We start from the raw sequence: 25351 nt of genomic DNA, 5'->3' as shown, positions 1-25351 counted from the left end.
CGCGAGTCACAGGGGGACCGGCACCGCGAGAAAATAAGACAGGTATCCTGTGAGGTTGAACAGTTTTCAACTTCTTTAGGAGAACCATGGCAAAGATTATCTGGACCCGTACCGACGAGGCGCCGCTGCTGGCGACCTACTCCTTCAAGCCGGTCGTGGAGGCCTTCGCTTCCACCGCGGGCATCGAGGTAGAAACCCGCGACATTTCCCTGGCCGGCCGCATCCTGGCCCAGTTCCCTGAGCGCCTTGGTGACAAGAAGGTCTCCGATGCCCTGGCTGAGCTTGGCCAGCTGGCTAAGACCCCGGAAGCCAACATCATTAAGCTGCCGAACATCTCCGCTTCCCTGGTGCAGCTGAAGAAGGCTATTGCTGAGCTGCAGGCAGCCGGTTTTGATCTCCCGGAGTACGAAGAGGCTCAGGAGAAGTACGACGCCGTCAAGGGCTCCGCCGTCAACCCGGTTCTGCGTGAGGGCAACTCCGACCGCCGCGCTCCGATTGCGGTCAAGAACTTCGCTAAGAAGAACCCGCACAAGATGGGCGCTTGGTCCGCTGATTCCAAGACCAACGTGGCCACCATGGACGCTAACGACTTCCGCCACAACGAGAAGTCCGTCATCATGCCGGAGGAGGACACCCTCTCCATCGTTCTGAAGACCGCCGAGGGCGAGCAGACCCTGCTGGAGAAGCTGCCGGTCCTCAAGGGCGAGGTTATCGACGGCACCTTCATGTCCGCCAAGGCACTCGATGAGTTCCTCAAGGCACAGGTTGCCCGCGCCAAGGAAGAGGGCGTTCTCTTCTCCGCTCACCTCAAGGCCACCATGATGAAGGTTTCTGACCCCATCATCTTCGGCCACGTCGTGCGCGCTTTCTTCGCTGATGTCTTTGAGAAGTACGGCGAGGAGCTCGAGGCCGCTGGCCTCAATGGCGAGAACGGCCTGGGCGCTATCTACGAGGGCCTGGACAAGCTGGAGAACGGTGCTGAGATCAAGGCCGCTTTCGACGCCGCGCTGGCCGCGGGTCCGGACCTCGCGATGGTCAACTCCCACAAGGGCATTACCAACCTGCACGTTCCATCTGACGTCATTATTGACGCCTCCATGCCGGCCATGATCCGCACCTCCGGCCACATGTGGAACAAGAACGACGAAGAGCAGGACACCCTCGCCGTCATCCCGGATTCCTCCTACGCCGGTGTCTACCAGGCTGTCATCGAGGATTGCAAGGCTAACGGTGCCTACGACCCGACCACCATGGGTACCGTCCCGAACGTCGGCCTCATGGCACAGAAGGCTGAGGAGTACGGCTCCCACAACAAGACCTTCAAGGTGCCGGCTGCGGGCACCGTTGAGGTTCGCAACTCCAAGGGTGAGGCTCTTATCTCCCACGACGTGGAAGCTGGCGATATCTGGCGCGCCTGCCAGACCAAGGACGCCCCGATCCAGGACTGGGTCAAGCTGGCTGTCAACCGTGCCCGCCTGTCCGGCATGAAGGCCATCTTCTGGCTCGACCCGGAGCGCGGCCACGACGCCAACCTCATCGAGCTGGTCAAGAAGTACCTGCAGGATCACGACACCGAGGGCCTGGACATCTCCATCGAGGATCCGGTCACCGCAACCAAGATTTCCGTGGAGCGCATCCGCAAGGGCGAGGACACCATCTCCGTGACCGGTAACGTCCTGCGTGACTACAACACCGACCTCTTCCCTATCCTGGAGCTGGGCACCTCCGCGAAGATGCTGTCCGTGGTTCCGCTCATGGCTGGCGGCGGCCTGTTCGAGACCGGTGCCGGCGGCTCCGCTCCGAAGCACGTCCAGCAGGTTCAGGAGGAGAACCACCTGCGCTGGGACTCCCTCGGTGAGTTCCTGGCCCTGGCTGAGTCCTTCCGCCACGAGCACAACACCAACGGCAACGCCAAGGCTGGCGTGCTGGCCGCAGCGTTGGACAAGGCCACCGAGACCCTGCTGGATGAGGGCAAGTCCCCGTCCCGCAAGGTAGGCGAGAACGACAACCGCGGCTCCCACTTCTTCCTGACCCTCAACTGGGCCAAGGAGCTGGCTGCGCAGACTGACGACGCCGAGCTGGCCGAGGCCTTCAAGCCGGTTGCTGAGGCCCTCGAGGCCAAGGCTGGCGAGATTGAGCAGGCGCTTCTCGACGTCCAGGGCTCCCCCGTCGACCTCGGCGGCTACTACGCCCCGAACGAGGAGAAGCTCAACCAGACCATGCGCCCGGTCGCTGCCTTCAACGAAATCATTGACGGCCTGAAGAAGTAATTCTGCGCTAGGCGCTTAACAAAAGACCGCTTCGTCTCCTCCCCGGAGTTCGAGGCGGTCTTTTCTTGCTTCATTAACCACAAACAGGCCTAAAACAGCACTCCGCGACGCTATTTTTACCCGTTGAGCTGCGAAGACTTTTTCTTGACTGTTTCTTGCTTCTCGCGCATACTTTTACTCATGACTCCCATCAATACTGCGCCTGAGGAACAACTTGTAGCCCGCGTGAAACGGTTTACAACGCTTCCGGCTGAGCTACCGTGGCTCGAGTTCAAGGTAAACAAGCTATCCTCCGGCGCGGAGATTGCGAAATATGCTTGCGCCTTGGGAAATTCGGCACGCCTGCATGATGAGCCTGCGGGATATCTCGTGTGGGGTGTCAACGACGACCGAACCATCGTCGGGACGACCTTTAATTGGCAGCTCACCAAAGGGAAGGGAAACGAGGATCTCCTTCCTTGGCTCAACCGCGTCATTAGCCCAGCCCCTGAACTGACCTTCGACGAGATCACGGTTGATGGACATCTCGTTGTGCTTCTGCGCATCCCCGCCGCATTGTCCGCCCCGTATTCCTTCGAAGGGAAGCGGTATTTCCGCAAGGGCAGCTACATGAAAAACCTCATGGACTTTCCCAATGAGGAACGTCAGCTCTGGCAAAAACTCAACCAGTTCGAATTTGAGAACACAGTAGTGGCCGAGGGCCTTGAGCCCGAATCGATTACCGACCTGCTTGATCCTGAGGCTTTCTTCCTTAATAGACCGGAACTCCCACATACGACAGGCGCCGCCCTCATCGACACGTTGAGGAGCGCCAAAGCCATCTCCTACTCACACGAGCAAGGCTGGCATATTCCGGCTTGGTCCGCGCTCATGTATGCGCGCTCTCTTCAGGACTTTCCGGAGCTGCACGGGCGCGCTCCCCGCGTCCTACATTTCAACGGTCCTTCACGCACGGAGGTGGAACGAGAATGGGAATTCACCGAAGGCTATGCGTCTTCCTTCACCCACATAGTCACGCTCTTCAACACCATTCGTCCAGGTGGCGAACATATTGATTCCAGTGGTAAGCGCGTAGTGACTCCGTTGTTGCCAACGGTAGCCTTCCGCGAGGTGCTAGCAAATGCGCTCATGCACCAGGATCTTGAACAGCGTGGCCGGTTCTTAACCGTGGAGATTTTCAGCGATCGGGTCGAAGTAACCAACCCAGGCACCCCGCTTATCGACCCCCAACGGTTCATTGACTCGGCGTCCACCACACGCAATACCCATCTCGGTGAAGCTTTACGTCTGGCGCATTTTGTCGAGCAACGCGGAAGTGGCTGGGATAAAATCGTCTCTTCACTCGAAGCCGAGCACTTCCCACCTGCTCTCATTCGCGCCAACGGAAGTACCACCGTCTCCCTCAGCGCCTACCGCCCCTTTGCGCTGATGACTATGGAAGAAAAGACCCAAGCCGTCTATCAACACGCTTGCCTTCGCTTCCTCGAGAACCTCCCCGTTAACAATTCCTCAATCCGTCAGCGCTTCGGGCTGAAGAATTCACAAGCCGCTCAGGCCACACGCCTGCTTGCCGCCACCGTCGAGGAAGGACTCATCCATGCCTACGATCCCAACGCCGGTCCGCGTTCGTTGCGCTATGTTCCGTTCTGGAGCGAATAGGGATCGCTTTCTTGCTTCATTAACCACAAACAGGCCTAAAACAGCACTCCGCGACGCTATTTTTACCCGTTGAGCTGCGAAGATTTTTTCTTGACTGTTTCTTGCTTCTCGCGCCTTATCTCGCGGGATTTTCATCCTTTGAGCACCGAGGACCCCAGTTAGTTAAAAAGTTTTTCAATACCTGGGAACCGAGAAACCCTCGCCTCCGACTACTAGTGCAGTTGATATCAGCACCTGTCCATCGCCCCTCCTGAACGCCCCGCGAACGTTCAGCAGAGGCCCTAATCAATAGACCCCGAAAGAGCACTACTTATGAGTCGGACGGCTCTGCGATCCTTCATTCAACGCATCCACTTTTATGGCGGCATGTTCGTCGGCCCCTTCATCCTCATCGCGGCATTGACCGGCTGTCTTTATGCCGTGGCGCCCTCCCTGGAGAAAGTGGTCTACCACGACGTATTGACGGTGCCTACCGTGGAGAATCCGCTGAGCCTGGAGGAACAAATCCAGGCCGCACAGCACGAGCACCCTGACATGCCGGTCACTCAGGTCTGGCCGGCCACGACACCGACGGATTCCACGCGCGTGCTGGTCTCCGATGAAAGCATCGACGAGAGCCTGCAGCGCACCGTCTTCATCAACCCCGCAACCGCCAAGGTCATCGGGGACTACCCCACCTACTCGGGCCTAGGCGAGATGCCGCTGCGCCGTTGGATTTCCTCCCTGCACGAAAGCTTCCACCTGGGCAAGGTCGGTGAGCTCTACTCGGAGCTAGCCGCTTCGTGGTTGTGGGTCATGGCCTGTGGAGGCCTCTACATGTGGTGGATTCGCCGCCGCCCGAAGAACAAAGCAACCGCGAACGCCGCACAGCAGCAGCCTAAGCACTCTGCCCGCTGGAAGGCCACTCGCCTGCACTCCACTGTTGGCGCGTGGATCTTCATCGGTCTGCTTGGCCTCTCTGCCACCGGCATCACCTGGTCCGGTCTGGCCGGCGGGAACGTCGATTCCCTCGTCGAGCGCATGCACTGGAAAGCCACTCCCATCAACACCGCCCTGCACGGCACCACCACTGAAACGCATGAGCACACCGGGCATGAAGGCCATGAAGGGCATGGAGCGTCGTCAAGCGCGAGCGTGGCTGCCGACGCCGAGCGCGTCCTCGCCACCGGCCGCGCCGAGGGGCTGACCGGACCGCTGCGCCTGTACCCGCCGGAGGATGCCCACTCCGCCTGGCAGGTCAGCGAACGGTGGGTGGAATGGCGCACCACCTCCGATGCGCTCTCGGTGGATGGCGCCACCGGAGAGGTCATCGACCGGCAGCCTTTCTCCAGCCTGCCGCTGTTTAGCAAGCTCAGCAGCTGGGGCATCTACCTGCACATGGGCATCATGTTCGGGCTGCCACTGCAGATTGCACTGCTCGCACTGGGGCTGGCCACCGCCGCGCTGGTGGTGCTGGGCTACTACATGTGGTGGAAACGCCGCCCACGCTTCCTCCCGACTGCCCACTTTTCCTGGGCCGCCACAGGGTTGGGCGCGCTATTCGCCGCCACCGCCGGAGTCTTCCTGCCGCTCTTAGGAATCACCTTGGCAGCTTTCCTGGTTCTCGATGTCATTCTGGTGAACCGTGCCACAACCCAGCGCAAGGAACGCACGCCGGTCCCGGTCGGATAGTTTAGTGAAAGCGATCACATAGGGCGGAGCTTATTAGGTACGGTAGTTTCTTATGACTAACCCACTGCTGACTCCCTCCACGCTGCCCTACCAGCTCCCGCCGTTTGCGAAGATCAAGGTCGAGCACTACCGCCCCGCCTTCGACGAGGCACTCTCGCTTCACGACGCCGAGATCGCCTCCATCACCGACAACCCCGCCGCCCCCACGTGGGAAAACACGGTGGAGGCGCTCGAGCGCTCCGGGCAGGACCTCGACCGCGTTATGGCGGTCTTTGGCAACCTCTCCGGCACGGACGTCACCGAGGAGATGGAGGAGATCGCCGCCGACATCTACCCGCGCTTGTCCGCGCACTATGACGCGATCTACCAGAACGAGGTGCTCTACGCGCGCATCAAGGAGGCCACGCCGCCTGCCGACGACGCCGAAGGCCAGCGCCTCCACGACCACCTCCTGCGCACCTTTGCCCGCAAGGGCGCCGACCTCGACGCGGCTGGCAAGGCCCGCCTGTCCGAGATCAACCAGCGCCTCTCCGCGCTCTCTGAAGAATTCGGCCGCAACCTCATGGCGTCTACCCGCGAGCGCGCGGTCTCCTTCACCGAGGAAGAACTCGAGGGCCTGCCCGCCGAGCGCATCGCCTCCGCCAAGGCCGACGCCGAGGCGATAGGCCGCGAGGGCTATGTCATCCCGCTGGAGCTGCCGACCGTGCAGTCCGAGCTGAGCCGTCTGGCGCGGGAGGATGCGAGGGGGAGGTTGTATGGGGCGTCGGCAAGCAGAGGCTCCGAGAACAACATCCCGGGTCTCATCGAGGCCGTCCAGCTGCGCGCCGAGCGCGCCGAGCTGCTGGGCTTTGCCACGCATGCCGACTACGTCATCGCCGAGGAAACCGCCGCGACTGCCGACGCCGCCCGCACCATGCTCTTCGACCTCGCCCCCGCCGCCGCGGCCAACGCCGAAGGCGAGCAGAAACTCCTCGCGGAGGAAGCAACGCTTAACGGTCAAGGTTTTAGCGCCGCGGACTGGCCTTATTGGGAATCCAAGGTCCGCGCCCGCGACTTCTCCCTCGATGAGGAAGAACTGCGCAAGTACTTCCCGCTGGACCAGGTCCTGGAGAAGGGTGTCTTCGCCGCCGCCGAGCGCCTCTACGGCATCACCGTCACCCCACGCGATGACCTCGAGGGCTACGCGGAGGGGGTTCGCGTCTGGGAGGTGATTGACAGAGACGTCAATCACGAGAGTAAGGGGATCGGCCTTCTTCTTACTGACTACTTCGGGCGCCCCACCAAGCGCGGCGGCGCGTGGATGAGCGAGTTCGTGGGCCAATCCCGGCTGCTGGAGCGCAAGCCGGTCATCGTCAACGTCATGGGCATCACCAAGCCCGCCGACGGCTCGCAGCCGCTGCTAAACATGGACGAGGTCCGCACCGTCTTCCACGAATTCGGCCACGCCCTGCACGGCCTGCTTTCCGACGTCCGCTACCCCACCTTCGCCGGCACCAACGTCCCGCGCGACTGGGTGGAGTTCCCCTCGCAGATCAACGAGAACTGGGCGCTCGATGAGAGACTGGTCAAGGAATACGCCCGCCACGTGGAGACCGGCGAACCTATTCCGGACGAGCTTCTCGCTGCCATCTCCGCCGCCTCCGAATTCGGCCAGGGATTCGCCACCTCGGAGTATCTGGGGGCATCGATCATCGACCTCGCATGGCATTCCCTGAGTGCTGCCGAGGCTGCCAAGTTGGAGGCCACCCCGGAGGCCGTCGCCGAGTTTGAGGCCGAGGCCCTGCGCGCGGCCGGGCTGGACAACGAGCTCATCGCGCCGCGCTATCGCTCGACGTACTTCAACCACATCTTTGCCGGCGGCTACTCGGCGGGCTACTACTCCTATCTCTGGGCCGAGGCGCTCGACGCCGATGGTTTCGAGTGGTTCAAGGAGCAAACCGACCTCCGCGAGGCCGGTCAGAAGTTCCGCGATGTCATTCTGTCGAAGGGCGCGTCCCGCGACTTCACGGAGGCTTACCGCGAGTTCCGCGGCCGCGACAAGGACGTCGCGCCGCTGCTCAAGCGCCGCGGTCTCGCCGGGGCCTAGTGCCGACTAGTTATCCACAGATTTCGTCGGATGGCTAGTTCGGGGCTTGGCGGCGGGATGGGGTGCTTTTAGGCTGCGGGGTATGAGATTGCAGACCTTCTTCGCCGCCCTCGGCCGCGCCATTGACTTGGTGGCCGAGTGCGCGGGTCTGTCTGAAGCTGACCTAGTCGCCCTCGGCGCCGCGCCTGCCGACGCCACCGTGTTCCTCTCCCTCCACCACACCTACTTCGGGCACACCTCATCGACGAAGAAGCAGCGCACGGCGGTCGAAGCCGCGCGCCGGCGGGGACACGGGCTGGTGACCTTGCAGCTTATCGAGCACTTCGTGGCCAAAGTTCGGGACCACAACAAAGCATGGGATTTGCGCGTGGAACTGTGCCAGACCAGCGCGGAGCTGGTGGAAAAGGTAGCGCGCAAGCGCCTGCGTCAAATGCGCAAGCCCCGCACGTATGCCGAGCGCGCCAAGCTCACCCAGCATGGCAACGGCCTGGCCACGCTCACGGTGACGGCGGACTCGCTCCAGCTGACGGGCGTATTTGAGGGTATCGACCAGGAACGCCCCGGCGAGAGCTTCCTAGAAAATCTGGAGGGCGGCGTCGTCAAGACTGAGGTTGCCACCATAGCGGTCCTGCAGCTCGATGACTACGCCGAGCTGCTCAAGGGCAATACCGACAAGGACGGCGAGGAGTTCATCGTCCGCACCACCAGTGGCGCGACGATGACCGGCTCGCAGCTGGTGGAGCGCGCTTTGCTGGACAAGGGGGTTATCGTGGCAGTCAGCCGCGAACACGGTCCGCTCGATGTCTTCCGCTTCCAGCGCTTCGCCACCGCCAAGCAGCGTCTCGCCTTGGCCGCGGAGAATCCCTGCTGCGCCTGGGAGGGCTGCAAGGTTCCCTTTGAGAAGTGCCAGATTCACCACATTAAGGCTTGGGCCCGCGGCGGGCCCACCAACATCCTCAACCTGGTGCCGCTGTGTCCGTACCACAACGGTGTCAACGACGACGACCCCGATGCCCCGCCCTCACGCGGCCGCATGGATCGCATCGGCGGGCGGGTGGCATGGATCCCGCCATACGACGCCGCGCCGGTCTTCACCAGCGCCTTCAACTAGCCAGCCTTCAACTAGCCACCGCGCCCACCTTGGCAGCGCCCAGCTTGGCAGCACTCATCTTGGCAGCGTAAAGCCGGGCAAGGTGCATGATTGAACCGAACCCCGCAGGAAATCACTTCCTCGCGGGGCCTTCGGCGTGCCGACTTACCTCATGGAACTGATCATCCGCTCAAGCCTGTCCTGCAGGAATTTTGGCCGTGCCGGTTGGCCGGGCGGGCGGGCGGTTTAGCCGGCGTTGCGCAGCGCGGTGGCTAGCCCGTTCATCGTGACCTGGATGGTCTTGGACACCAGGAACTGGTCGTCGCCGCGGCGGTAGCGGCGCAGCAGCTCCAGCTGGATGGCATTGAGCGGAAGCAGGTATGGGTAGCGCCGCTTGAGCGACCGCGCTTGGCGCTGGTTCTCACTGACCAACTCTGCGTTGCCGGTGACCTTAAGGTAGACCTCGCGGGTGCGCTCAAACTCCTCGGAAATCAGGCCGTAGATACGGTCCGCGATTTCTTTGTCGTCAACCAAGTTGGCATACAGGCGTGCCAGCTGCATCTCCGCTTTAGCCATGACCTGCGCCATGTTGGCAAACACGGAGCGGAAGAAGGGCCACGTACGGTACAGCTCGCGCAGCTCCTCCCAGCGCTTCTCTTCTCCAGCTCCGGTATCTGCTCCAGCCTTCTCGGTCGCTGCTACATCCGCTGTGGCATTTACCTCTCCTACGCTGGCCGGTCCCGCTCCTTCCGCACCTCCGGAGGGTTGCTGAACCCACGCCGTCACCGCGCTGCCCACGCCGAACCAGCCCGGAATGTTGGTGCGGGACTGCGACCACGACAGCACCCAGGGAATCGCACGCAAATCCGAAATCGCGGTGGTCTGCTTGCGCGAGGTCGGGCGCGAGCCCAAGTTGAGCTCGCCAATCTCGTGCAGCGGGGTGGACTGGGTGAAGTAGGTGATGAACCCGGGGTCGTCGACAAGCTGGCGGTAGGCCACGCCACTCAACGCCGCCAGCTCGCGCATGATCTCGTAGGCGCGCTCCGGATCCGTAATGGGCTCGGTATCCAACAACGATGCCTCCAGCGCTCCGGAAACAAACGCCTCCAAGTGGCGGCGCGCAGTCTCCGGCGCACCATACTTCGCAGAAATCACCTCTCCCTGCTCGGTGATACGCACCGAACCCGACACCGCGCCCTTCGGCTGCGCCAAAATCGCGTCATACGTCGGGCCACCACCGCGGCCCACCGCCCCGCCGCGACCATGCGCCAGCCGCAACTCCACGCCGTGGCGCGCGCAGAGCTCAACGAGGGCCAGTTCGGCGTCGTACAGCGCCCAGTTCGCCTGCAAATAACCGCCGTCCTTGTTGGAATCCGAATACCCCAACATCACCTCTTGGACATCCCCGCGCGAGCGCAGATGCTCGCGGTACACGGGCACCTGCCACAGCTTCTCCAGGATGCCGGCGCCGGCCTTCAGATCCTCGATGGTTTCAAACAGCGGCACCACATCGACCTCGCTCAGTCCCACCTCCTTGAGTAGCACCATCGGCTCCAGAATGTCGGAGACCGTTCCCGTCATGGAGATGATGCAATGCGACACCGACTCCGGCCCAAAGTCCCGCACAGCGCGCGCCGCCGCACGGAAGATGCCCAGCTCCTTCGCGGTATCCTCGGTGAATTCCTTCTCAGCACCGGGGAAAAGCAGCGGCCGATTGGTCTGCAGCTCGCGCACGAGCAGCGCGACCTTCTCCTCCTCCCCCAGCGCGCGGTAGTCCGGGGTGATGGTAGCCGCGGCGAAAATCTCGGTGAGGACGTTCTCGAAGGACTCCGAATTCTGGCGCATGTCCAGCGTCGAAAGATGGAATCCAAACGTGGTTACCGCCGAGCGCAATCGAGCCAAGCGGTCATCGGCGATGATGTCGTCATTGAACTGGCGCAGCGAGCGGTCGATCACGTCCAGGTCACGTTTGAGTTCCTCCGGCGACGCATAGGCGCTTGGCGACGCCTCCCCTTCCAACCTCGCCAGCACCTTCTTCCGGATGCCGAAGATGGCCCGGCGGTAGGGTTCGTCGACGCGGGATTTTTCGTCGTTGTGGGAGGCGTCGGCAAGCGCGCCCAGCTCTTTGGAGCTGGAGGAATAGCGGTCTGATAGGGAGAGCTCGCGCTCCAGCTCGCCGAGCTCGTCGGCGTAGTACTGCAGCACCGTCGCCGCGGCCTTGCGGGTGGCATAGGTCAGGGTGTGCTCGTCGACGTACGGGTTGCCGTCATGGTCGCCGCCAATCCAGGAGCCGGGGCGGACGACGGGGGAATCGGGAAGCTGCTGGCCAAAGGTCTCACGCATGGCGTGGCGAATGGCGCGGTTGAGGGCAGGGACCTGGTCGAGCAGCGACAGCTTGTAATAGCGCAGGCCGACGTCAATCTCGTCTTCGAGGGTGGGGCGGGCGATGCGAATCAGCGCGGTCTGCCAGAGCAGCGTCATGCGCAGATACATTTCTTTCTCGATTGCCGCCATGTCGCCGCCGCGGTGTGATTTCTTGAGGAGAGTCTTGATGCGGGTTTGCGTATCAAAGACGGTGCGGCGGCGGGTTTCGGTGGGGTGCGCGGTGAGAACGGGGGCGACGTGCGCGCCGCGGATGACGGAGGAGGCGTCGGTTGGCGTGACGCCTTCTTCCTTGAGCTTGGCGAATGTCTTGCGCAAGGAGACGGGCGCTTCAACGGACTCGTCATCCAGATCCTCTACGAGGTTGGCGATGAGCGCGAAATAGCTGAATGCACGGGCCACGAGGTTGACCTTGGTGATGTCGAGATCGCGGAAGATGGCGACGAGGTCTTCGGGCTTTGCATCGCCGTGCGCCACGTCGAAGGCCATGCGGCGGGTCGATTCGACGAGCTCGAAGACGTCCTCGCCTTCCTGCTGCGCGATGACCCGGCCGAGCACCCGGCCGAGGAAGCGGATATCTTCGCGGACTTGTTCAGGGGCGGGTGTGCTCACGGCAAAGTGCCTTTCTGGGCGTGATGTGTTCAGCTGGCACATCTCAATGTATCCCAGATCACTATTGAGCGATAGTTATTTAAGGAAAGAGCTTCCGGGCAGAATTAGTTAGCGAACGAGGGAAGCGAGCCACGCGGCGTGGAGGCGCGAGTCGCCGTTTTCTTCCGGATGGAAGCTCAACGCCGTGACGCATCCTTGGCGCACGCCCACAATCACCTCGCGCCCTGCGGCAGGACGAGTTCGCGCCCCGACACCACTTCCCTCGCCACCGGAAACAATGTCAGGTGCAGGGAGGGGCACGGTGGCGATGACCTCGACGCCCTCACCCGCGCGGGTAACGATGGGCGCGCGAATGAAGCTCGCCTCGATGGCTAGAGGCTCGCCGACTCCTGAGGCTCCTACACCGGACCACTGGCTTTGCATCGCGACGGGCACGGTGCGCTCCTCGGAGAAGCGCTGGTTTCCGAAGGCGTTGCGGCGCACGGTGACGTCGATAAGCCCCAGCGTCTGCTGGCCCGGGGCGGGGTTTTCCAGCTCGCGGGCGCTGTAGATGAGCCCCGCGCAGGTGGCCAAGACCGGCAGCCCATTTTCGACGGCGCGGCGCAGCGGCTCAGCGACGCCAAAAGAGCGCGCCAGCTTATCGATGGTGCTCGACTCGCCGCCCGGCAGAATGATTCCGTCCAGCCCGTCGAGATCCTGCGGCAGGCGCACCCGGCGCGTTGCAGCGCCGAGGCTCTCCAGCACAGCGATGTGCTCTTCCACTCCGCCTTGCAGCGCGAGCACGCCAACGAGCGGTCGCGTCGTGTCCGCCGCCGTCATCGTGCCCTGTGCGCACTCTATGTTCTTTGCGCGCACAGGTCCTACCAGCCGCGCTCAGCCAGGCGGTGCGGGGCGGGGATGTCGTTGACGTTGATGCCCACCATGGCCTCGCCCAGGCCGCGGCTGATCTTAGCCAGCTCTGCCGGTTGGTCGTAGAGGGTCGCCGCCTTCACGATGGCCTCCGCACGCTTCGCGGGCTCGCCGGACTTGAAGATGCCGGAGCCGACGAAGACGCCTTCGGCGCCCATTTGGCGGACGAGGGCGGCGTCGGCAGGCGTAGCCACACCACCAGCAACGAACAGCACGACCGGCAGCTTGCCGGTCTCCGCAACCTCAGCAACCAGGTCGTACGGTGCCTGCAACTCCTTGGCCGCCACGTAGAGTTCGTCGCGGTCGAGGTTCTGGAGGCGCGCGATTTCGCCCTTGATGGTGCGCAGGTGCTTGACGGCCTCGGAGACGTCGCCAGTGCCGGCCTCACCCTTGGAGCGGATCATGGCCGCGCCCTCGGTGATGCGGCGCAGGGCCTCGCCCAGGTTGGTAGCACCGCAGACGAAGGGCACGTCGAAATCCCACTTGTTGATGTGGTTGACGTAATCGGCGGGGCTGAGCACCTCGGACTCGTCGATGAAGTCCACGCCCAGCTCGCCGAGAATCTGCGCCTCCACGAAGTGGCCGATGCGGGCCTTCGCCATCACCGGGATGGACACGGCGTTGACGATGCCCTCGATGAGGTCCGGATCGGACATGCGGGCCACGCCGCCCTGGGCGCGGATATCGGCCGGCACGCGCTCCAGCGCCATGACGGCGGAAGCACCCGCGTCTTCAGCAATTCGTGCCTGCTCCGGGGTAACGACGTCCATGATGACGCCACCCTTGAGCATGTCAGCCAGTCCACGCTTGACGCGCGTCGTGGCGCGTCCCTGTTCATTCTTCTGTTCAGTCATGGCTCACATAGTGGCGCAGGAAATTGGTCCAAGACAAGAGCCATTTCCCGAGTGTTGAATTAGACCACTTATGATGGGGCCGTGTCTTTCCGTCTCGACCCATCTGATACGCGCGCGCTGCCGGTGCAGATCGCCGAAGCCCTCCGCACCCAAGTCGCGGCGGGCATTCTGCTGCCCGGCGAGCAAGTTCCGTCGACGCGATCGCTAGCCCGCGATTTGGGCGTTTCCCGAGGCAGTGTGGTCACCGCCTATGAACAGCTCACCGCCGAGGGCTACCTGACCGCGGCGGTTGGATCGGGCACCGTCATCAACCCGCACCTGCCCCACGGGCGCGCCCCGCAGCCTCATCCTGCGCCACGGCCCTCCCCTGCCCCACCGCGCGTGGAGTTGACCCCCGGTTTGCCCGATACAGCCGGAATCATCACCCCCGAATGGAGGGCGGCGTGGCGCAAGGCCGCGGTGGATCCTTCCGGCGATCTCCCCCGCGAGGTGGCCGCGCACCTGCGCCACATGCGCGGGCTGACCGTCGACCCGGCTTATGTCGTCATCACCGCCGGCGCCCGCGACGGGCTGTCGGTGCTGCTGCGCGCGCTGGGCGGCCATTTGCGCGTGGGCGTGGAATCCCCCGGCTACCCCAGCCTGCGCCGCATCCCCCAGGCCTTGGGGCACACGCTTGTCGACGTCCCCACCGACGCCCACGGCGTCACCGTCCCCACCGTTGACCTCGACGTTCTCATCGTCACCCCCTCCCACCAGCACCCCTATGGCGGTTCGCTGCCGGCTGCCCGGCGCGCGGAGCTCGTCGAGTGGGCGCGCGGCAATGACGTGCTCATCATCGAGGATGATTTCGATTCCGAGCTGCGCTACGTGGGCCAGCCCTTGCCCGCGCTGACCGCGCTCGCTCCGGAACACACGGTGTTGCTGGGCACATTTTCCTCGGTGATTTCGCCGTCGATTGCCTGCGGCTACCTCGTGGTGCCGCCGAGCTTGCGCGCGGGCGTGGACCGCGTGCGGGAGGTCTTCGGCCAGCCTGTCGGCGCTATCCCCCAGGCGGCGCTGGCGAACTACCTGGCCAGCGGTGCGCTGCGGCGACATACCGGGCGGATGCGCCGCGCCTACAAGCGCCGCCGCGACCTCGTCCAAGCCGCGCTGGAAGACACCCCAGCTACCCTTCTGCCCATCCACGGCGGGCTCCACGCGGTGTTGTTGTGTGAGGAGGGCGTCGTCCAGCGCGCGGCCGATCTGGGCCTCACGCTGACCCCGCTGCGCGATTATTGGGGCGGCGCGCCCGCCGAGGAAGGCGTGGTCTTGGGCTTTGGGCATTTGAGCGACGTCGAACTCGCCGCCGCGCTGGAGCTGGTCAAGCAGGCTTTAACTAGCTGACACGTAGCTGGCCTGGCGCGTAGCTGCCCTATCGCATACAAGGCTAGCTAGCGCTGGCCAAAGTAACGGTGGCGAGGGTGCGGCCTGTCGGTTGCTCGCTGCCGCCTGCGGGTTCCTCGGTGACCATGACTTTGACTGCCGCGCCGTCGAAGGGCATCCATACCCCATCGTGTGGGTCCTGGCCGATGACCCCCGCCGAAGCCATGCCGCCATCGGCGCTGACTGCCCATACCTGGGCGCCCATGCCATCGGCGAGCTGCGGCTGGCCATCCACCATCGCGCCGGATTTCTCCATCGACGCCGAAGACACGATATCCAGCTGTGCACCCGATGCATCGGCGTTGCCCTGCATGAGATCCTCTGCCCCCATGATGGCGTGCATCGACTTCTCGCCGGGCGATTCAGCCTCTACCCGCGCGCTATCGCTCGTCTGATTCTGCGAGTCATCGGACTGCAACAAGGGCGGCACGGCAACCATGCCTACTACGAGGACCGCCGCCGCAGCCGGCACCGCCACGAAGGCCCGCCAACGGCGGCGCGGAAGCTCGATGACCTCGGTAGCTTCGCCACCGTCAATTTCCGCAAAGACGGCATCTTTCATTCGCACCGGCGGTTCGACCTCGGGGAGGGAATCGAGGAAGTCATCGAAAGTCTCATCAGAAAACTCATGCGTGTTGCTCATCGCCCCTCCCTTCCGAGAATCGCTTTTAGCTTCTTAACACCGTCGCGCACGCGCGTCTTGGCCGTACCCAGCGGTACTCCCGTTGATTCTGCCAGCTCAGCATGCGTCAAGCCATCGAAAAAAGCGAGCGCCACCGCGGTGGAATGCGGCTCCCCAATCTCGACGACGGCCCGGCGCAGGAGGTGAGCCTCCACATTGTTCAGGGCTTCGTCTTCAATCGGCTCAGCAAAAGTGGCGTGCTCAAGCTTCGAGTCGCGGTCATCGCGCTGCACTGCGGCCACATGGCTGCGCAGCTTATCGACGGCCCTCCCATGCGCCAACCTGCCCACCCACGAGCGAGCATTCCCCCGTCGCGGGTCAAACTTCGCGGCGGAGGTCCAGACCTCAACGAAGACGTCTTGAGCAACTTCCTCTGCTAAGGCGGGATTGCGCAGAACGCTCAGGCACACGCTGTACACGGTGGGTGCGAGGGCGTCGTACAGCGCGCTGAAGGCATGCTTATCTGCGGAAGCGGTCTGAACCAAAAGGCGGTTCAGCCGCTCGTGTTCATTGGGGGACATCGCAGGCACGGGTGTTGAGCTTACCTCCAGCAGCGGGGTGGACATGGCAGTTTTACTTAGTCATTTCCTCGCTCGGGGCCATCATCTCCGAGCTGGGCATCATGTCCATGTCTTCCTTCTTGTCGTTGCAGGCGACCAACCCACTGGCGGCAACAGCAAGTGCAGCGGCGACAGTAACAAGCTTCTTCATTTCGGTGCTCCTTCTTCAAGCAATCGGGGCTCGGCTTTTCCGGGCCCTGTATCTGACTATTCGGAGCCGCCCCGCGATGCGGATTGGATGGATTTAAAACCAATCCGTTTTTCACTCGTGCTCCGAACTAGTTGCATACCCACACCGCACACCAAGCGAAGGAGTACAGCATGCTATCAACGCTGTTCATCGGGTTTACCGGTGGCCTTATCACGGGCATCTCGCCCTGCATCTTGCCGGTCTTGCCGCTGGTCCTCGCCGTTAGCGGCGGCTCACGGTGGCGGCCATGGCAGGTCGTGGGCGGACTCGTCACAAGTTTCAGCCTCGTCACGCTGTTTGCCACAACGCTGCTCAATTCCCTGGGCCTGCCGGCCGACATCCTGTGGAAAGTGGGAATCGCGCTGCTCGTTCTCGTGGGCCTGGGAATGGTGTTTCCCCGCGTGCAAGAAATCCTTGAGTGGCCTTTCCAGAAACTCTCGAAAGCTGGCAGCTTGCAATCCAAGGCCCGCGGCAAAGGCGGGTTCGTCGTCGGCTTGGCCATGGGGGTTGTCTTCGTCCCCTGCGCCGGCCCTGTACTCGCCGCCATCTCCGTGGCGGGCGCCACTGGGACTGTCGACGCCCACATCCTCACCCTCTGCCTCTCCTTCGCTCTCGGCGTGGCCATCCCCCTGCTGGCCTTCGCTTTGGGCGGCAACGAGGTGGGCAAACGCGTCGATGCTTTCCGCTCCCACCAGCGCGGGGTGCGCATCACCGCGGGAGTGGTAGTTATCGCCATGGCTGGTGCGATTTCACTCGGCGCGCCCGCCTGGCTGCAGCAGAAGCTCCCCAGCATCAACGCCGACGCCACCCCAGTTGAGCAGGCCGCCCGAACAGCCGAAGGAACCCCAGTGCCCGCGTTCGCGGGGTTGACCGGCTGGTTCAACACGGATCTGCCGGTCGATCCGCGTACCTCTGGCAAGGTCACCCTCATCGATTTCTGGGCCTATGCCTGCATCAACTGCCAGCGCAACAACACGCACCTGACCAAGCTCTATGCGCACTACAAGGACTACGGCCTCGACATCGTCGGCATCCACGCGCCGGAATACGCTTTCGAGCACGAGGCTGCCAACGTGCGCCGCGCGGCCCGCGAGCAAGGAATCGAATACCCGGTGGCGCAAGACAATGACTTCGCCACGTGGAAGAACTTTGGGAATCGGTACTGGCCGGCGCACTATGTCGTCGACAAGCACGGCATGCTGCGCCAATCCCACCATGGCGAGGGCGACTACGCCGAGACCGAGCGCCTCATTCGTGAGCTTCTCCTCGAGCGCGACCCCAGCATAGAGCTACCCGAACCAATCGAGACCGCCGATGCGAACAGCGCGCCGCGCTCGCCGGAGACGTACCTCGGCACCGCACGCGCACAGTATTTCGCCAACGCCGACTACCGCGTCGGCACGCACCAGTTCACCATGAACGAGCCGCCGTTAGGTCAATATTCGCTGGGCGGGACGTGGACGCTGGCCGACCAGCCCATCACCGCCGGACCTCACGCGCGCCTGCGACTGAACTACCGCGCCGCCCGGGTACAGCTCGTGGCATCAGGGCAAGGAACGGTTCGCGTGCATCACGCCGATGGTTCGGTCCGCACCTTTGACATCACCGAGGACGGCACGGTGGATCTCGTCCGGGAACCTGACAATCACACCGAAACAATCGAGCTGGAAGTAAGCGAAGGGCTCTCGCTGTATTCCTTTACTTTTGGCTAGCGTGGGAATCATGAAGCTATCTCTGCATGGACAATCCGCCGTGGCCGTCGAGGCACCCCAGGGTCGCATCGTTATCGACCCCGGTCCCCTCTCTGACCTGAGCTGCCTCGAAGGCGCCGAAGCGGTGCTGCTCACGCACGCACACGGTGACCACCTCGACGTCGATGCCGTGCGCGGGAGCGGCCTGCCGGTGTGGGGAACGCGGGAGGCTATCGACGCCCTCGGCTCCGGCACCATCGTGCATGCTGGAGAGACGTTTACAGTTCTGGGCCTTGAGATTCACGCGGTGGGCGGCCTCCACGAGGAGATCCACCCCAATATCCCGCGCCCGGAGAACCTGGGTTATTTCTTCGGCGGCGTGCTGCACCCCGGCGACCAGTGGGTTGTCTCGGAAGGACTCACGGTAGACGTGCTCCTGCTCCCCATCGCCGGCCCGTGGGTGCGCGGGGCGGATGCCGCGGATTACGCCATGCGCATCGGTGCGCGGCTTACGGTTCCCATCCATGACGCCGTGCTTTCCGACGCCGGCAAGCAGATCACCGACGGCATGCTCCAACGCGCCGGGGTGAGCGGCTATCGGCGCCTGCGGGTTGGTGAAAGCATCGAAATCTAAGCCGAACCAACCGCTCGGTCTATTTTTATTCTCGGGCTTGCCTGCGGTTTCTAGAAAACCACTAACGGCACTGAACCGCTTGGTCTAGCCTTTCCTGACATGAGCACCAAATACGATAATTCCAAAGTCAACGAGTGGTCCTTTGCCACCCGCGCCCTCCACGCCGGCCAGAACCTGGACGGCTCCACCAACGCACGCAACGTGCCGATTTACCAAACCACCTCGTATGTCTTCAACGACGCCGAGCACGCCGCCAACCGCTTCAACCTCTCGGATGCCGGCCCGATTTATACCCGCCTGACCAACCCCACGCAGGACGCGCTGGAGGAGCGCCTCGCTTCCCTCGAAGGTGGCGTGGCCGCCGTGGCTTTCGCCTCCGGCCAGGCCGCCGAGACCGCTGCCATCCTGAACCTGGCCTCCGCCGGCGACCACATCGTCACCTCCCCGCGCCTCTACGGTGGCACCTCCACCCTCTTTACCGTGACCTTGAAGCGCCTCGGCATTGACGTCACCCTCGTCGAGAACCCCGACGACCCGGCCTCCTGGCAGGACGCCGTCCAGCCCAACACCAAGGCTTTTTACGGCGAGACCTTCGGCAACCCAGTCGCCGATGTCCTCGACATCCCCGCCATCGCCGAGGTAGCCCACAAGAACCAGGTCCCGCTCATCGTGGATAACACCATCGCCACCGGCGCGCTCGCCCGCCCGCTGGAGCTGGGCGCAGACATCGTCGTGGTCTCCACCACCAAGTTCTACAGCGGCAACGGCTCCGCCATCGGTGGTGCCATCATCGACGGTGGCTCCTTCGACTGGACCGTCGAGCGCGACGGCGAGCCCGTCTTCCCCTACTTCGTCACCCCGGACGAGGCCTACCACGGCCTCAAGTACGCCGACCTGGGCGCACCGGCCTTCGCCGTCAAGGCGCGTGCGGGCCTGCTGCGCGATACGGGTGCCGCCATCTCCCCATTCAACGCCTGGCTGACGCTGAATGGCATTGAGACGTTGCAGTTGCGCGTCGAGAAGCACAATGCCAACGCCCAGGCCGTGGCCGAGTACCTGGAGTCCCACGCCAAGGTCACGAAGGTCAACTACGCCGGCCTGGAGTCCTCGCCTTACAAGGCCACCAAGGAGAAGCTGGGCTATGACTACACCGGCTCCGTGCTCTCCTTCGACATCGACGGCGGCCGCGATGAGGCGTGGGTGTTTATCGATGCGCTGAAGCTGCACTCGAACCTGGCCAACATCGGCGATACCCGCTCCCTGGTGGTGCACCCGGCGACCACCACGCACTCCCAGTCCGACGAGGCAGCGCTCAAGGCCGCGGGCATTACGCAGGCCACGGTGCGCCTGTCCGTCGGTATTGAGGACGTCAACGACATCATCGCCGACCTCGAGCGTGGGTTCGCGGCCATTGGTTAGCGCCATCCCGGAGCTCGCGCCCGAAGGCGAGCTCGCCGTCGTCCCCATCGGTGACTTCACCACCGAAGCAGGCGCCGTGCTTGCCGACGCCTCCCTGGCCTACCAACGCTGGGGCGCTTTCGCCGGCGACCCGGACGGCGTCAACAATGTCTTGGTGGTCGAGCACGCGCTGACCGGGGATTCCAACGTGGCGGACTGGTGGTCCGACCTGGTGGGCCCGGGCAAGGCCCTGGACACCACGCGCTGGTGCGTTATCGCGACCAATGCGCTGGGTGGCTGCAACGGCTCGACGGGGCCAAAGTCGCTGCACCCGGATGGAAAGCCGTGGGGCGGGCGCTTCCCGGCGCTGTCGATTCGGGACTTGGTGGAGGCCGAGCACGACTGCTTGAAGGAGCTGGGTATTTCGCGTGTGCACGCGGTGCTCGGCGGCTCGATGGGCGGGGCGCGGACTCTGGAGTGGAGCTTGCTGCACCCGGAAAGCGTGTCGGCGGTGTGTGTGATTGCGGTGTCGGCCAGGGCTTCGGGCTGGCAGATTGGCATCCAATCCGCGCAGATTTCCGCCATTGAGCGCGACCCGTTTTGGCATGGCGGCAATTACTACCTCACGGACAAGACTCCGCGGGATGGCCTGGCGGCGGCGCGCCGTATCGCGCACTTGACGTATCGCGGCGAGCAGGAAATCGACGAGCGCTTCGGCGCTACCGCACAGCAAGGCGAGAATCCCTTGGGGCCGCACCGCCAGCTGAACCAGCGTTTCGCGGTGAACTCCTACCTGGATTACCAGGGGGCGAAACTCACCGAGCGCTTCGATGCGGGTTCCTACGTGGTTCTCACGGAGGCGCTGAACCGGCATGACGTCGGCCGCGGGCGCGGCGGGCTCATCAAGGCGTTGGCGGCCTCCCAGGTACCAACGATGGTGGTGGGCGTGGACACGGATATCCTCTACCCCTATCACCAGCAGGAGCACATCTCCCGCAACGTCAACCAGCTGCTGGCGATGGCCAAGATTGTCTCACCCGTGGGCCACGATGCTTTTCTGACGGAGACCCGGCAGATGAACCGTATCCTGCGCAACTTCCTGCTGCTCTCGGCGCCAAATGGCTTAGACGTGGGCCCTGCGTACGTGGGCGACGAGTATTACATTTAAGAAGCCGTTTGGCTCTTTCCGGGAGCCAAACGCGTTACGATCCAAGCGCGTCGATGGAAAAGGCCATGAACACCATCGCCGCGCCCAAGATGCCTGTAAAGCAGGCGTCGAAGCGCCGGGAGCGCACCGCGAGCACGCCGACCCGCGAGGAATCGCAGGTCAGGCGGACCACCGTCAGCCACACCAGCGCCCCGCCCAGCAGCAGCGTGGCGCGGCGCCAGTGCTCGAACACGGCATAGAAGCCCGACACCACACCCGCCGCCACGAACAAGCCGATGGCCAACCACTGAAGAGCCGGCGGCAGCGCCGAGGGCTTCAGGTGCGCATCGTGCGGGTTCGATAAAGACACCGGCGGCGCAGTTTTCCCGCGCGGCTGTGCTGGTTGGTCAGACATACTCACTACTCGAGCGCTCGACTTCACGCACTACTGAGCGGCGAGCTTTTCGGCGCGCTCGACGATGTTGCTCACCAGGAACGCGCGCGTCAGCGGGCCCACGCCGCCCGGGTTCGGGGAAACGTAGCCGGCCTTCTCCCACACGTCCTCAGCCACGTCGCCGGCGAGTTTGCCGTCAACGCGGGACACGCCGACGTCGAGAACCGCAGCACCTTCCTTGACCATGTCGGCGGTGAGCATGTGTGCCTTGCCAGCGGCCGCGATGATGACATCGGCCTCACGGGTCTCCGCGGCCAAGTCCTTGGTGCCGGTGTGGCACAGCGTCACCGTGGAATTCTCGCTGCGGCGAGTCAGCATCAGGCCAATTGGGCGGCCCACGGTCACGCCGCGACCGATGACCACGACCTTGGCACCATCGAGCTCCACGCCGAAGCGGCGCAGCAGGTGGATGCAACCGTTCGGCGTGCACGGCAGCGGGGCGTCCTCGTTGAGCACCAGCTTGCCCAGGTTGATCGGGTGCAGGCCATCGGCGTCCTTGGCCGGGTCGATGAGCTCGAGCACGCGGTTTTCATCCAGGTGCTTCGGCAGCGGTAGCTGCACGATGTAGCCGGTGCAGGCATCGTCATTGTTGAGCTCTTCGATGACGCGCTCGAGTTCTTCCTGGGTAACGTCGCCAGGCAGGTCCTTGCGAATCGAATTGATTCCGAGCTTCTCGCAATCGCGGTGCTTCATCTTCACGTAGGAATGCGAACCCGGATCATCGCCCACCAGGACCGTGGCCAGTCCCGGGGTAATCCCCTTCTCCTTGAGGGCGGCCACGCGCTGGGCCAGGTCCTCAAAAATCTCGTCGCGGTACAAGTTGCCATCTAGTTTGGTAGCGCTCATGCCCACCATCCTAGACTGATGCCTATGAGCAGCTTGCACATCGTCTTCGACAACCCCGTGATCCCCACCAACACCGGCAACGCCATCCGCACCGCCGCCGTCACGGGCGCGAGCCTGCACCTCATCGAGCCGCTCGGCTTCAACTTCGAGGACAAACACCTCAAGCGCGCGGGCCTGGACTACCACGACCTGGCGGATCTCAAAATCCACAAAGACTTCGACGCCTGCATGGAAGCCCTGCCCGGTGCGCGGGTCTTCGCCTTCACCACCCACACAGATAAGTGGTTCACGGACATCGACTACCAGGAGGGGGACGTCCTCCTCTTCGGCACCGAGCCCACTGGCCTGCCGGAAGAGCACGCCTTCCATCCGCGTGTCACCGAACGCGTGCGCATCCCCATGATGCCGGCTAGGCGCTCGATGAATCTATCCAACGCGGCGTCGACGGCCGTGTACGAGGCCTGGCGCCAGCTCGGCTTCCGTGGCGCGGTCTAACAAGTCGCGGCACAATGTGGGTGGACTTTCACAACGAAGGAGAAACCTTGCCTAGCCTGCGCCCACTTCTTGATTCCCTCACTACCCGCATCGAAGCTTCGTCTGCCGCGCACGCCGCGCAGATCGCGCGCGTGGATCCCGTCCACCGCCCCGGCGCGGTTAACCTCGTGCGCTACATGGAATTGCGCTCCCAGGACGCCGTCGAAATCCAGGAAGGCCTCACGGCATTGGGCGCCACGAGCCTTAGCCATCCAGAGCCCGCGGTGCTTGAGCGCCTCCACGCCGCGCGCAACGTGCTCGACGCCTTCGATGGCCACGCACCGACCTACCCCGTGCAGCCGATTGCCACGGCCTATGCGGACGCGGACGATATCCTCGACGCCAACACCGAAGCCCTCCTCGGCCCCACTCAGGAGGACACCCACGCGCGCATCATGGTGACCCTTCCCACCGAGGCCGCAGATGACTATGAGCTGGTCCTCGGTTTCGCCCGCGCGGGCATGGAACTCGCCCGCATCAACTGCGCCCACGATGGCCAGGATGCCTGGCAGAAAATGGTGGCACACGTCCACCGCGCCGCCGAGGAGGTGAGGCGCGAGATCCTGATTTCCTGCGATATTGCGGGCCCCAAGGTCCGCACCGGCAGCATCGAGCCGGGTCCGCAGGTCATTCGCGTGCGCGGCGAGCGCACCGCGGCAGGTGAGCTGCTGAGCCCGGCAACGCTCGTGCTTCACGACGCCCCCTCCTCTACCCGCGCCCACGGGGTGGCGGGGGAGGCGTCGCCAAGCGCGGCACGCCCGGCGGTAGCGCTGGAGGTGGATGGCGAGTGGTTGGCGCGCCTGCACCCCGGCAGCGAGGTGCGCTTCACGGAAGCGCGCGGGCGCTCGCGTGTGTTCACCGTGGAGAGCGCGGAAGCAGGCGTGGCGGTGCTGCACGGTGATCGCAACTGCTACCTCGCCGAGGGAACGGTGTTGAGCCACGGCGGGGACACCACGCAGGTGCATGGGGTTCCGGCACTGGAGCAGAAGATTCGCCTGCACCGCGGCGAGGAGTTGGTGCTGAGCACTTCGCAGGAGCCGGCGCGCATCGTTGAGGGCGAGGTGACCACCATTGGGTGCACGCTGCCGGAGGTGGTCGGTGCGCTGGAGGTGGGCCACCGGGTGATTTTCGATGATGGCGCAATCTCCGGCCGCGTCCACGAGGTGCGGGACAACGGCGCTGAGCGCGAGGCTGTCATCACCGTGGAGCACGCCGGGCCCACCGGCACCAACCTGGCCGCCTATAAGGGAATCAACCTGCCGGATACTGACGTCCCGCTGCCCAGCCTCACCGAGGAAGACATCGAAGCGCTGCGTTTTGTGGCCACGCACTGCGATATCGCAGCGGTTTCCTTCATCCGCACTCCAGCTGATGTGGCCTTCCTCTATGACACGCTCGAGGAGATTGCCGCCGAGCAGGAGTCCGAGGAGATGGCGCAGCGCGTGCGTGACCTGGGCATCGTGCTCAAGATTGAGACGGTGCCGGCCTATGAGCAGCTGGGAAGCGTATTGCTGGAGGGCATGCGACATGCCAAGTTCGGCATCATGATTGCGCGCGGCGACTTGGCCGTGGAGTTGGGATTCGAGGAGATGGTCCAGGTACCGGGGCGGATCATGAAGGTCGCGGAGGCGGCACACATCCCGGTCATCATGGCCACGCAGGTGCTGGAGACCCTGGCCAAGACGGGGCTTCCCTCCCGCGCGGAAATCACGGACGCGGGCTATGCGCTGCGCGCGGAGTGCGTCATGCTCAACAAAGGCCCTCACATCACGGAGGCCATCCAGATTCTGGACCGCATGTCCCGCAAGCTGGGCCAGTCGCGGCTGAAGAACCGCCAAAAGCTGCGCCAGGTGAGCAGCTGGACCAACTAATTCAGGCAACATGTAGGAAACGCGGCGCCCCGAGCGCCGCGTGGTGAGGATCACCTAACCGAAAGCGGCGAAAACTAGACAGACCTATATTTACTTAGGTTAACCTATAACAGTAATGCTTTAGAGGAAGAGAGCTCACCGTGAAGTTGTCTGGGTGCCCACGGCAAACCGCCGACGCCATCCCCATGGGATGCACCATCACCTTGGGAAACGAGTGCATTTCCTGCACCTGCGACGCCGCTTTAGCGGTGCGCCTCGGCGAGCTGGGCATCCGCCCCGGCGCCACGCTGACCATGGGCCCGCGCGTGGCCGGCGGCGCCCGCGTTGTCTCGGTGGGCAGCTGCCGCTACGCCATCGACAAGGCAACACTGCAAGCCATCGAGGTCTAA

General features: G+C 63.7%; 21 protein-coding genes. 13 read left to right on the top strand and 8 right to left on the bottom strand.

Annotated elements, in window-relative coordinates:
- The first annotated feature begins 86 nt into the window (after positions 1-86).
- The 5 genes from HMPREF2912_RS09975 to HMPREF2912_RS09955 all read left to right on the top strand — a co-directional run bounded on the left by HMPREF2912_RS09975 (position 87) and on the right by HMPREF2912_RS09955 (position 8797).
- Complete coding sequence (locus HMPREF2912_RS09975) at positions 87-2270, top strand: NADP-dependent isocitrate dehydrogenase (RefSeq protein ID WP_070624305.1); 2184 nt, start codon at positions 87-89, stop codon at positions 2268-2270.
- Between the two features lie 180 nt (positions 2271-2450).
- A complete protein-coding gene (locus HMPREF2912_RS09970) occupies positions 2451-3929 on the top strand; it encodes an RNA-binding domain-containing protein (protein ID WP_070683999.1) in 1479 nt (492 codons plus the stop codon).
- A 312-nt stretch (positions 3930-4241) separates the two neighbouring features.
- Positions 4242-5600, top strand: a complete 1359-nt coding sequence (locus tag HMPREF2912_RS09965; RefSeq protein WP_070564928.1) for a PepSY-associated TM helix domain-containing protein — start codon at positions 4242-4244, stop codon at positions 5598-5600.
- 52 nt (positions 5601-5652) lie between these two features.
- On the top strand, positions 5653-7686 hold the full coding sequence (locus HMPREF2912_RS09960; protein ID WP_070564931.1) for a M3 family metallopeptidase: 2034 nt from the start codon (positions 5653-5655) through the stop codon (positions 7684-7686).
- Between the two features lie 82 nt (positions 7687-7768).
- Positions 7769-8797, top strand: a complete 1029-nt coding sequence (locus HMPREF2912_RS09955) for an HNH endonuclease signature motif containing protein (RefSeq protein ID WP_083312495.1) — start codon at positions 7769-7771, stop codon at positions 8795-8797.
- A gap of 225 nt (positions 8798-9022) precedes the next feature.
- On the opposite strand, the gene ppc is transcribed toward HMPREF2912_RS09955, so the two are convergent.
- The 3 genes from ppc to pdxS form a co-directional block, all read right to left on the bottom strand.
- Positions 9023-11812: a phosphoenolpyruvate carboxylase gene (ppc, locus tag HMPREF2912_RS09950; protein ID WP_210396392.1), complete on the bottom strand. Its 2790-nt coding sequence runs from the start codon at positions 11810-11812 to the stop codon at positions 9023-9025.
- Between the two features lie 66 nt (positions 11813-11878).
- The gene (gene pdxT, locus HMPREF2912_RS09945; protein WP_070564937.1) at positions 11879-12589 is read right to left on the bottom strand and encodes a pyridoxal 5'-phosphate synthase glutaminase subunit PdxT; all 711 of its coding nucleotides are present in this window, start codon (positions 12587-12589) and stop codon (positions 11879-11881) included.
- 41 nt (positions 12590-12630) lie between these two features.
- Positions 12631-13533 (bottom strand): pyridoxal 5'-phosphate synthase lyase subunit PdxS, encoded by a 903-nt coding sequence (gene pdxS, locus HMPREF2912_RS09940; RefSeq protein ID WP_070521426.1) that lies wholly within the window; start codon positions 13531-13533, stop codon positions 12631-12633.
- 81 nt (positions 13534-13614) lie between these two features.
- Between pdxS and HMPREF2912_RS09935 the strand changes: the two genes are divergently transcribed.
- Positions 13615-14916, top strand: coding sequence for a MocR-like pyridoxine biosynthesis transcription factor PdxR (locus HMPREF2912_RS09935; RefSeq protein ID WP_070624303.1), 1302 nt, complete (start codon positions 13615-13617; stop codon positions 14914-14916).
- 43 nt (positions 14917-14959) lie between these two features.
- On the opposite strand, the gene HMPREF2912_RS09930 is transcribed toward HMPREF2912_RS09935, so the two are convergent.
- From HMPREF2912_RS09930 to HMPREF2912_RS13040, 3 genes are read right to left on the bottom strand one after another with little or no spacing between them, the layout of a single operon-like run.
- Complete coding sequence (locus tag HMPREF2912_RS09930) at positions 14960-15598, bottom strand: anti-sigma factor (protein WP_070521432.1); 639 nt, start codon at positions 15596-15598, stop codon at positions 14960-14962.
- Entirely contained in the window at positions 15595-16203 is a 609-nt protein-coding gene (locus tag HMPREF2912_RS09925; RefSeq protein ID WP_070597152.1) for a sigma-70 family RNA polymerase sigma factor, read from the bottom strand. Before HMPREF2912_RS09925 ends, HMPREF2912_RS09930 begins: the two co-directional genes overlap by 4 nt.
- 7 nt (positions 16204-16210) lie before the next feature.
- A complete protein-coding gene (locus HMPREF2912_RS13040) occupies positions 16211-16348 on the bottom strand; it encodes a hypothetical protein (RefSeq protein ID WP_167595548.1) in 138 nt (45 codons plus the stop codon).
- 170 nt (positions 16349-16518) lie between these two features.
- Here HMPREF2912_RS13040 and HMPREF2912_RS09920 point away from each other — a divergent pair, with 170 nt between their 5' ends.
- The 4 genes from HMPREF2912_RS09920 (at position 16519) to HMPREF2912_RS09905 (ending at position 21278) form a co-directional block, all read left to right on the top strand.
- Entirely contained in the window at positions 16519-18099 is a 1581-nt protein-coding gene (locus HMPREF2912_RS09920; RefSeq protein ID WP_070597151.1) for a cytochrome c biogenesis protein CcdA, read from the top strand.
- A 10-nt stretch (positions 18100-18109) separates the two neighbouring features.
- Positions 18110-18712: an MBL fold metallo-hydrolase gene (locus tag HMPREF2912_RS09915; RefSeq protein WP_070521612.1), complete on the top strand. Its 603-nt coding sequence runs from the start codon at positions 18110-18112 to the stop codon at positions 18710-18712.
- Between the two features lie 99 nt (positions 18713-18811).
- Complete coding sequence (locus HMPREF2912_RS09910; RefSeq protein ID WP_070521440.1) at positions 18812-20131, top strand: O-acetylhomoserine/O-acetylserine sulfhydrylase; 1320 nt, start codon at positions 18812-18814, stop codon at positions 20129-20131.
- Complete coding sequence (locus tag HMPREF2912_RS09905; RefSeq protein WP_232755591.1) at positions 20124-21278, top strand: homoserine O-acetyltransferase MetX; 1155 nt, start codon at positions 20124-20126, stop codon at positions 21276-21278. The genes HMPREF2912_RS09910 and HMPREF2912_RS09905 overlap by 8 nt, the downstream gene beginning before the upstream one ends.
- 34 nt (positions 21279-21312) lie before the next feature.
- On the opposite strand, the gene HMPREF2912_RS09900 is transcribed toward HMPREF2912_RS09905, so the two are convergent.
- Together HMPREF2912_RS09900 and HMPREF2912_RS09895 are read right to left on the bottom strand one after the other, a co-directional pair.
- Positions 21313-21627: a DUF3017 domain-containing protein gene (locus HMPREF2912_RS09900; RefSeq protein ID WP_083312502.1), complete on the bottom strand. Its 315-nt coding sequence runs from the start codon at positions 21625-21627 to the stop codon at positions 21313-21315.
- Positions 21628-21702: 75 nt separating this feature from the next.
- Complete coding sequence (locus HMPREF2912_RS09895; protein WP_070521445.1) at positions 21703-22557, bottom strand: bifunctional methylenetetrahydrofolate dehydrogenase/methenyltetrahydrofolate cyclohydrolase; 855 nt, start codon at positions 22555-22557, stop codon at positions 21703-21705.
- A gap of 24 nt (positions 22558-22581) precedes the next feature.
- On the opposite strand from HMPREF2912_RS09895, the gene HMPREF2912_RS09890 reads away from it, so the two are divergent.
- From HMPREF2912_RS09890 to HMPREF2912_RS09880, 3 genes are all read left to right on the top strand, one after another.
- Positions 22582-23052 (top strand): tRNA (cytidine(34)-2'-O)-methyltransferase, encoded by a 471-nt coding sequence (locus HMPREF2912_RS09890; RefSeq protein ID WP_070521448.1) that lies wholly within the window; start codon positions 22582-22584, stop codon positions 23050-23052.
- Positions 23053-23066: 14 nt separating this feature from the next.
- Entirely contained in the window at positions 23067-24962 is a 1896-nt protein-coding gene (locus tag HMPREF2912_RS09885) for a pyruvate kinase (RefSeq protein WP_070521452.1), read from the top strand.
- Between the two features lie 140 nt (positions 24963-25102).
- Complete coding sequence (locus tag HMPREF2912_RS09880; protein WP_070521454.1) at positions 25103-25351, top strand: FeoA family protein; 249 nt, start codon at positions 25103-25105, stop codon at positions 25349-25351.

The organism is Corynebacterium sp. HMSC056E09 (genome assembly GCF_001813425.1).
GTDB lineage: Bacteria > Actinomycetota > Actinomycetes > Mycobacteriales > Mycobacteriaceae > Corynebacterium > Corynebacterium hesseae.
This window is presented reverse-complemented; position numbering and strand designations above follow the sequence as displayed.

Coding starts and splice junctions, on each gene's coding strand:
- HMPREF2912_RS09975 (WP_070624305.1), top strand. CDS start 87: ATGGCAAAGATTATCTGGACCCGTACCGACGAGGCGCCGCTGCTGGCG.
- pdxS (WP_070521426.1), bottom strand. CDS start 13,533: ATGACTGAACAGAAGAATGAACAGGGACGCGCCACGACGCGCGTCAAG.
- HMPREF2912_RS09970 (WP_070683999.1), top strand. CDS start 2,451: ATGACTCCCATCAATACTGCGCCTGAGGAACAACTTGTAGCCCGCGTG.
- HMPREF2912_RS09915 (WP_070521612.1), top strand. CDS start 18,110: ATGAAGCTATCTCTGCATGGACAATCCGCCGTGGCCGTCGAGGCACCC.
- pdxT (WP_070564937.1), bottom strand. CDS start 12,589: ATGACGGCGGCGGACACGACGCGACCGCTCGTTGGCGTGCTCGCGCTG.
- ppc (WP_210396392.1), bottom strand. CDS start 11,812: ATGTGCCAGCTGAACACATCACGCCCAGAAAGGCACTTTGCCGTGAGC.
- HMPREF2912_RS13040 (WP_167595548.1), bottom strand. CDS start 16,348: ATGAAGAAGCTTGTTACTGTCGCCGCTGCACTTGCTGTTGCCGCCAGT.
- HMPREF2912_RS09955 (WP_083312495.1), top strand. CDS start 7,769: ATGAGATTGCAGACCTTCTTCGCCGCCCTCGGCCGCGCCATTGACTTG.
- HMPREF2912_RS09885 (WP_070521452.1), top strand. CDS start 23,067: ATGTGGGTGGACTTTCACAACGAAGGAGAAACCTTGCCTAGCCTGCGC.
- HMPREF2912_RS09920 (WP_070597151.1), top strand. CDS start 16,519: ATGCTATCAACGCTGTTCATCGGGTTTACCGGTGGCCTTATCACGGGC.
- HMPREF2912_RS09890 (WP_070521448.1), top strand. CDS start 22,582: ATGAGCAGCTTGCACATCGTCTTCGACAACCCCGTGATCCCCACCAAC.
- HMPREF2912_RS09925 (WP_070597152.1), bottom strand. CDS start 16,203: ATGTCCACCCCGCTGCTGGAGGTAAGCTCAACACCCGTGCCTGCGATG.
- HMPREF2912_RS09960 (WP_070564931.1), top strand. CDS start 5,653: ATGACTAACCCACTGCTGACTCCCTCCACGCTGCCCTACCAGCTCCCG.
- HMPREF2912_RS09910 (WP_070521440.1), top strand. CDS start 18,812: ATGAGCACCAAATACGATAATTCCAAAGTCAACGAGTGGTCCTTTGCC.
- HMPREF2912_RS09895 (WP_070521445.1), bottom strand. CDS start 22,557: ATGAGCGCTACCAAACTAGATGGCAACTTGTACCGCGACGAGATTTTT.
- HMPREF2912_RS09965 (WP_070564928.1), top strand. CDS start 4,242: ATGAGTCGGACGGCTCTGCGATCCTTCATTCAACGCATCCACTTTTAT.
- HMPREF2912_RS09930 (WP_070521432.1), bottom strand. CDS start 15,598: ATGAGCAACACGCATGAGTTTTCTGATGAGACTTTCGATGACTTCCTC.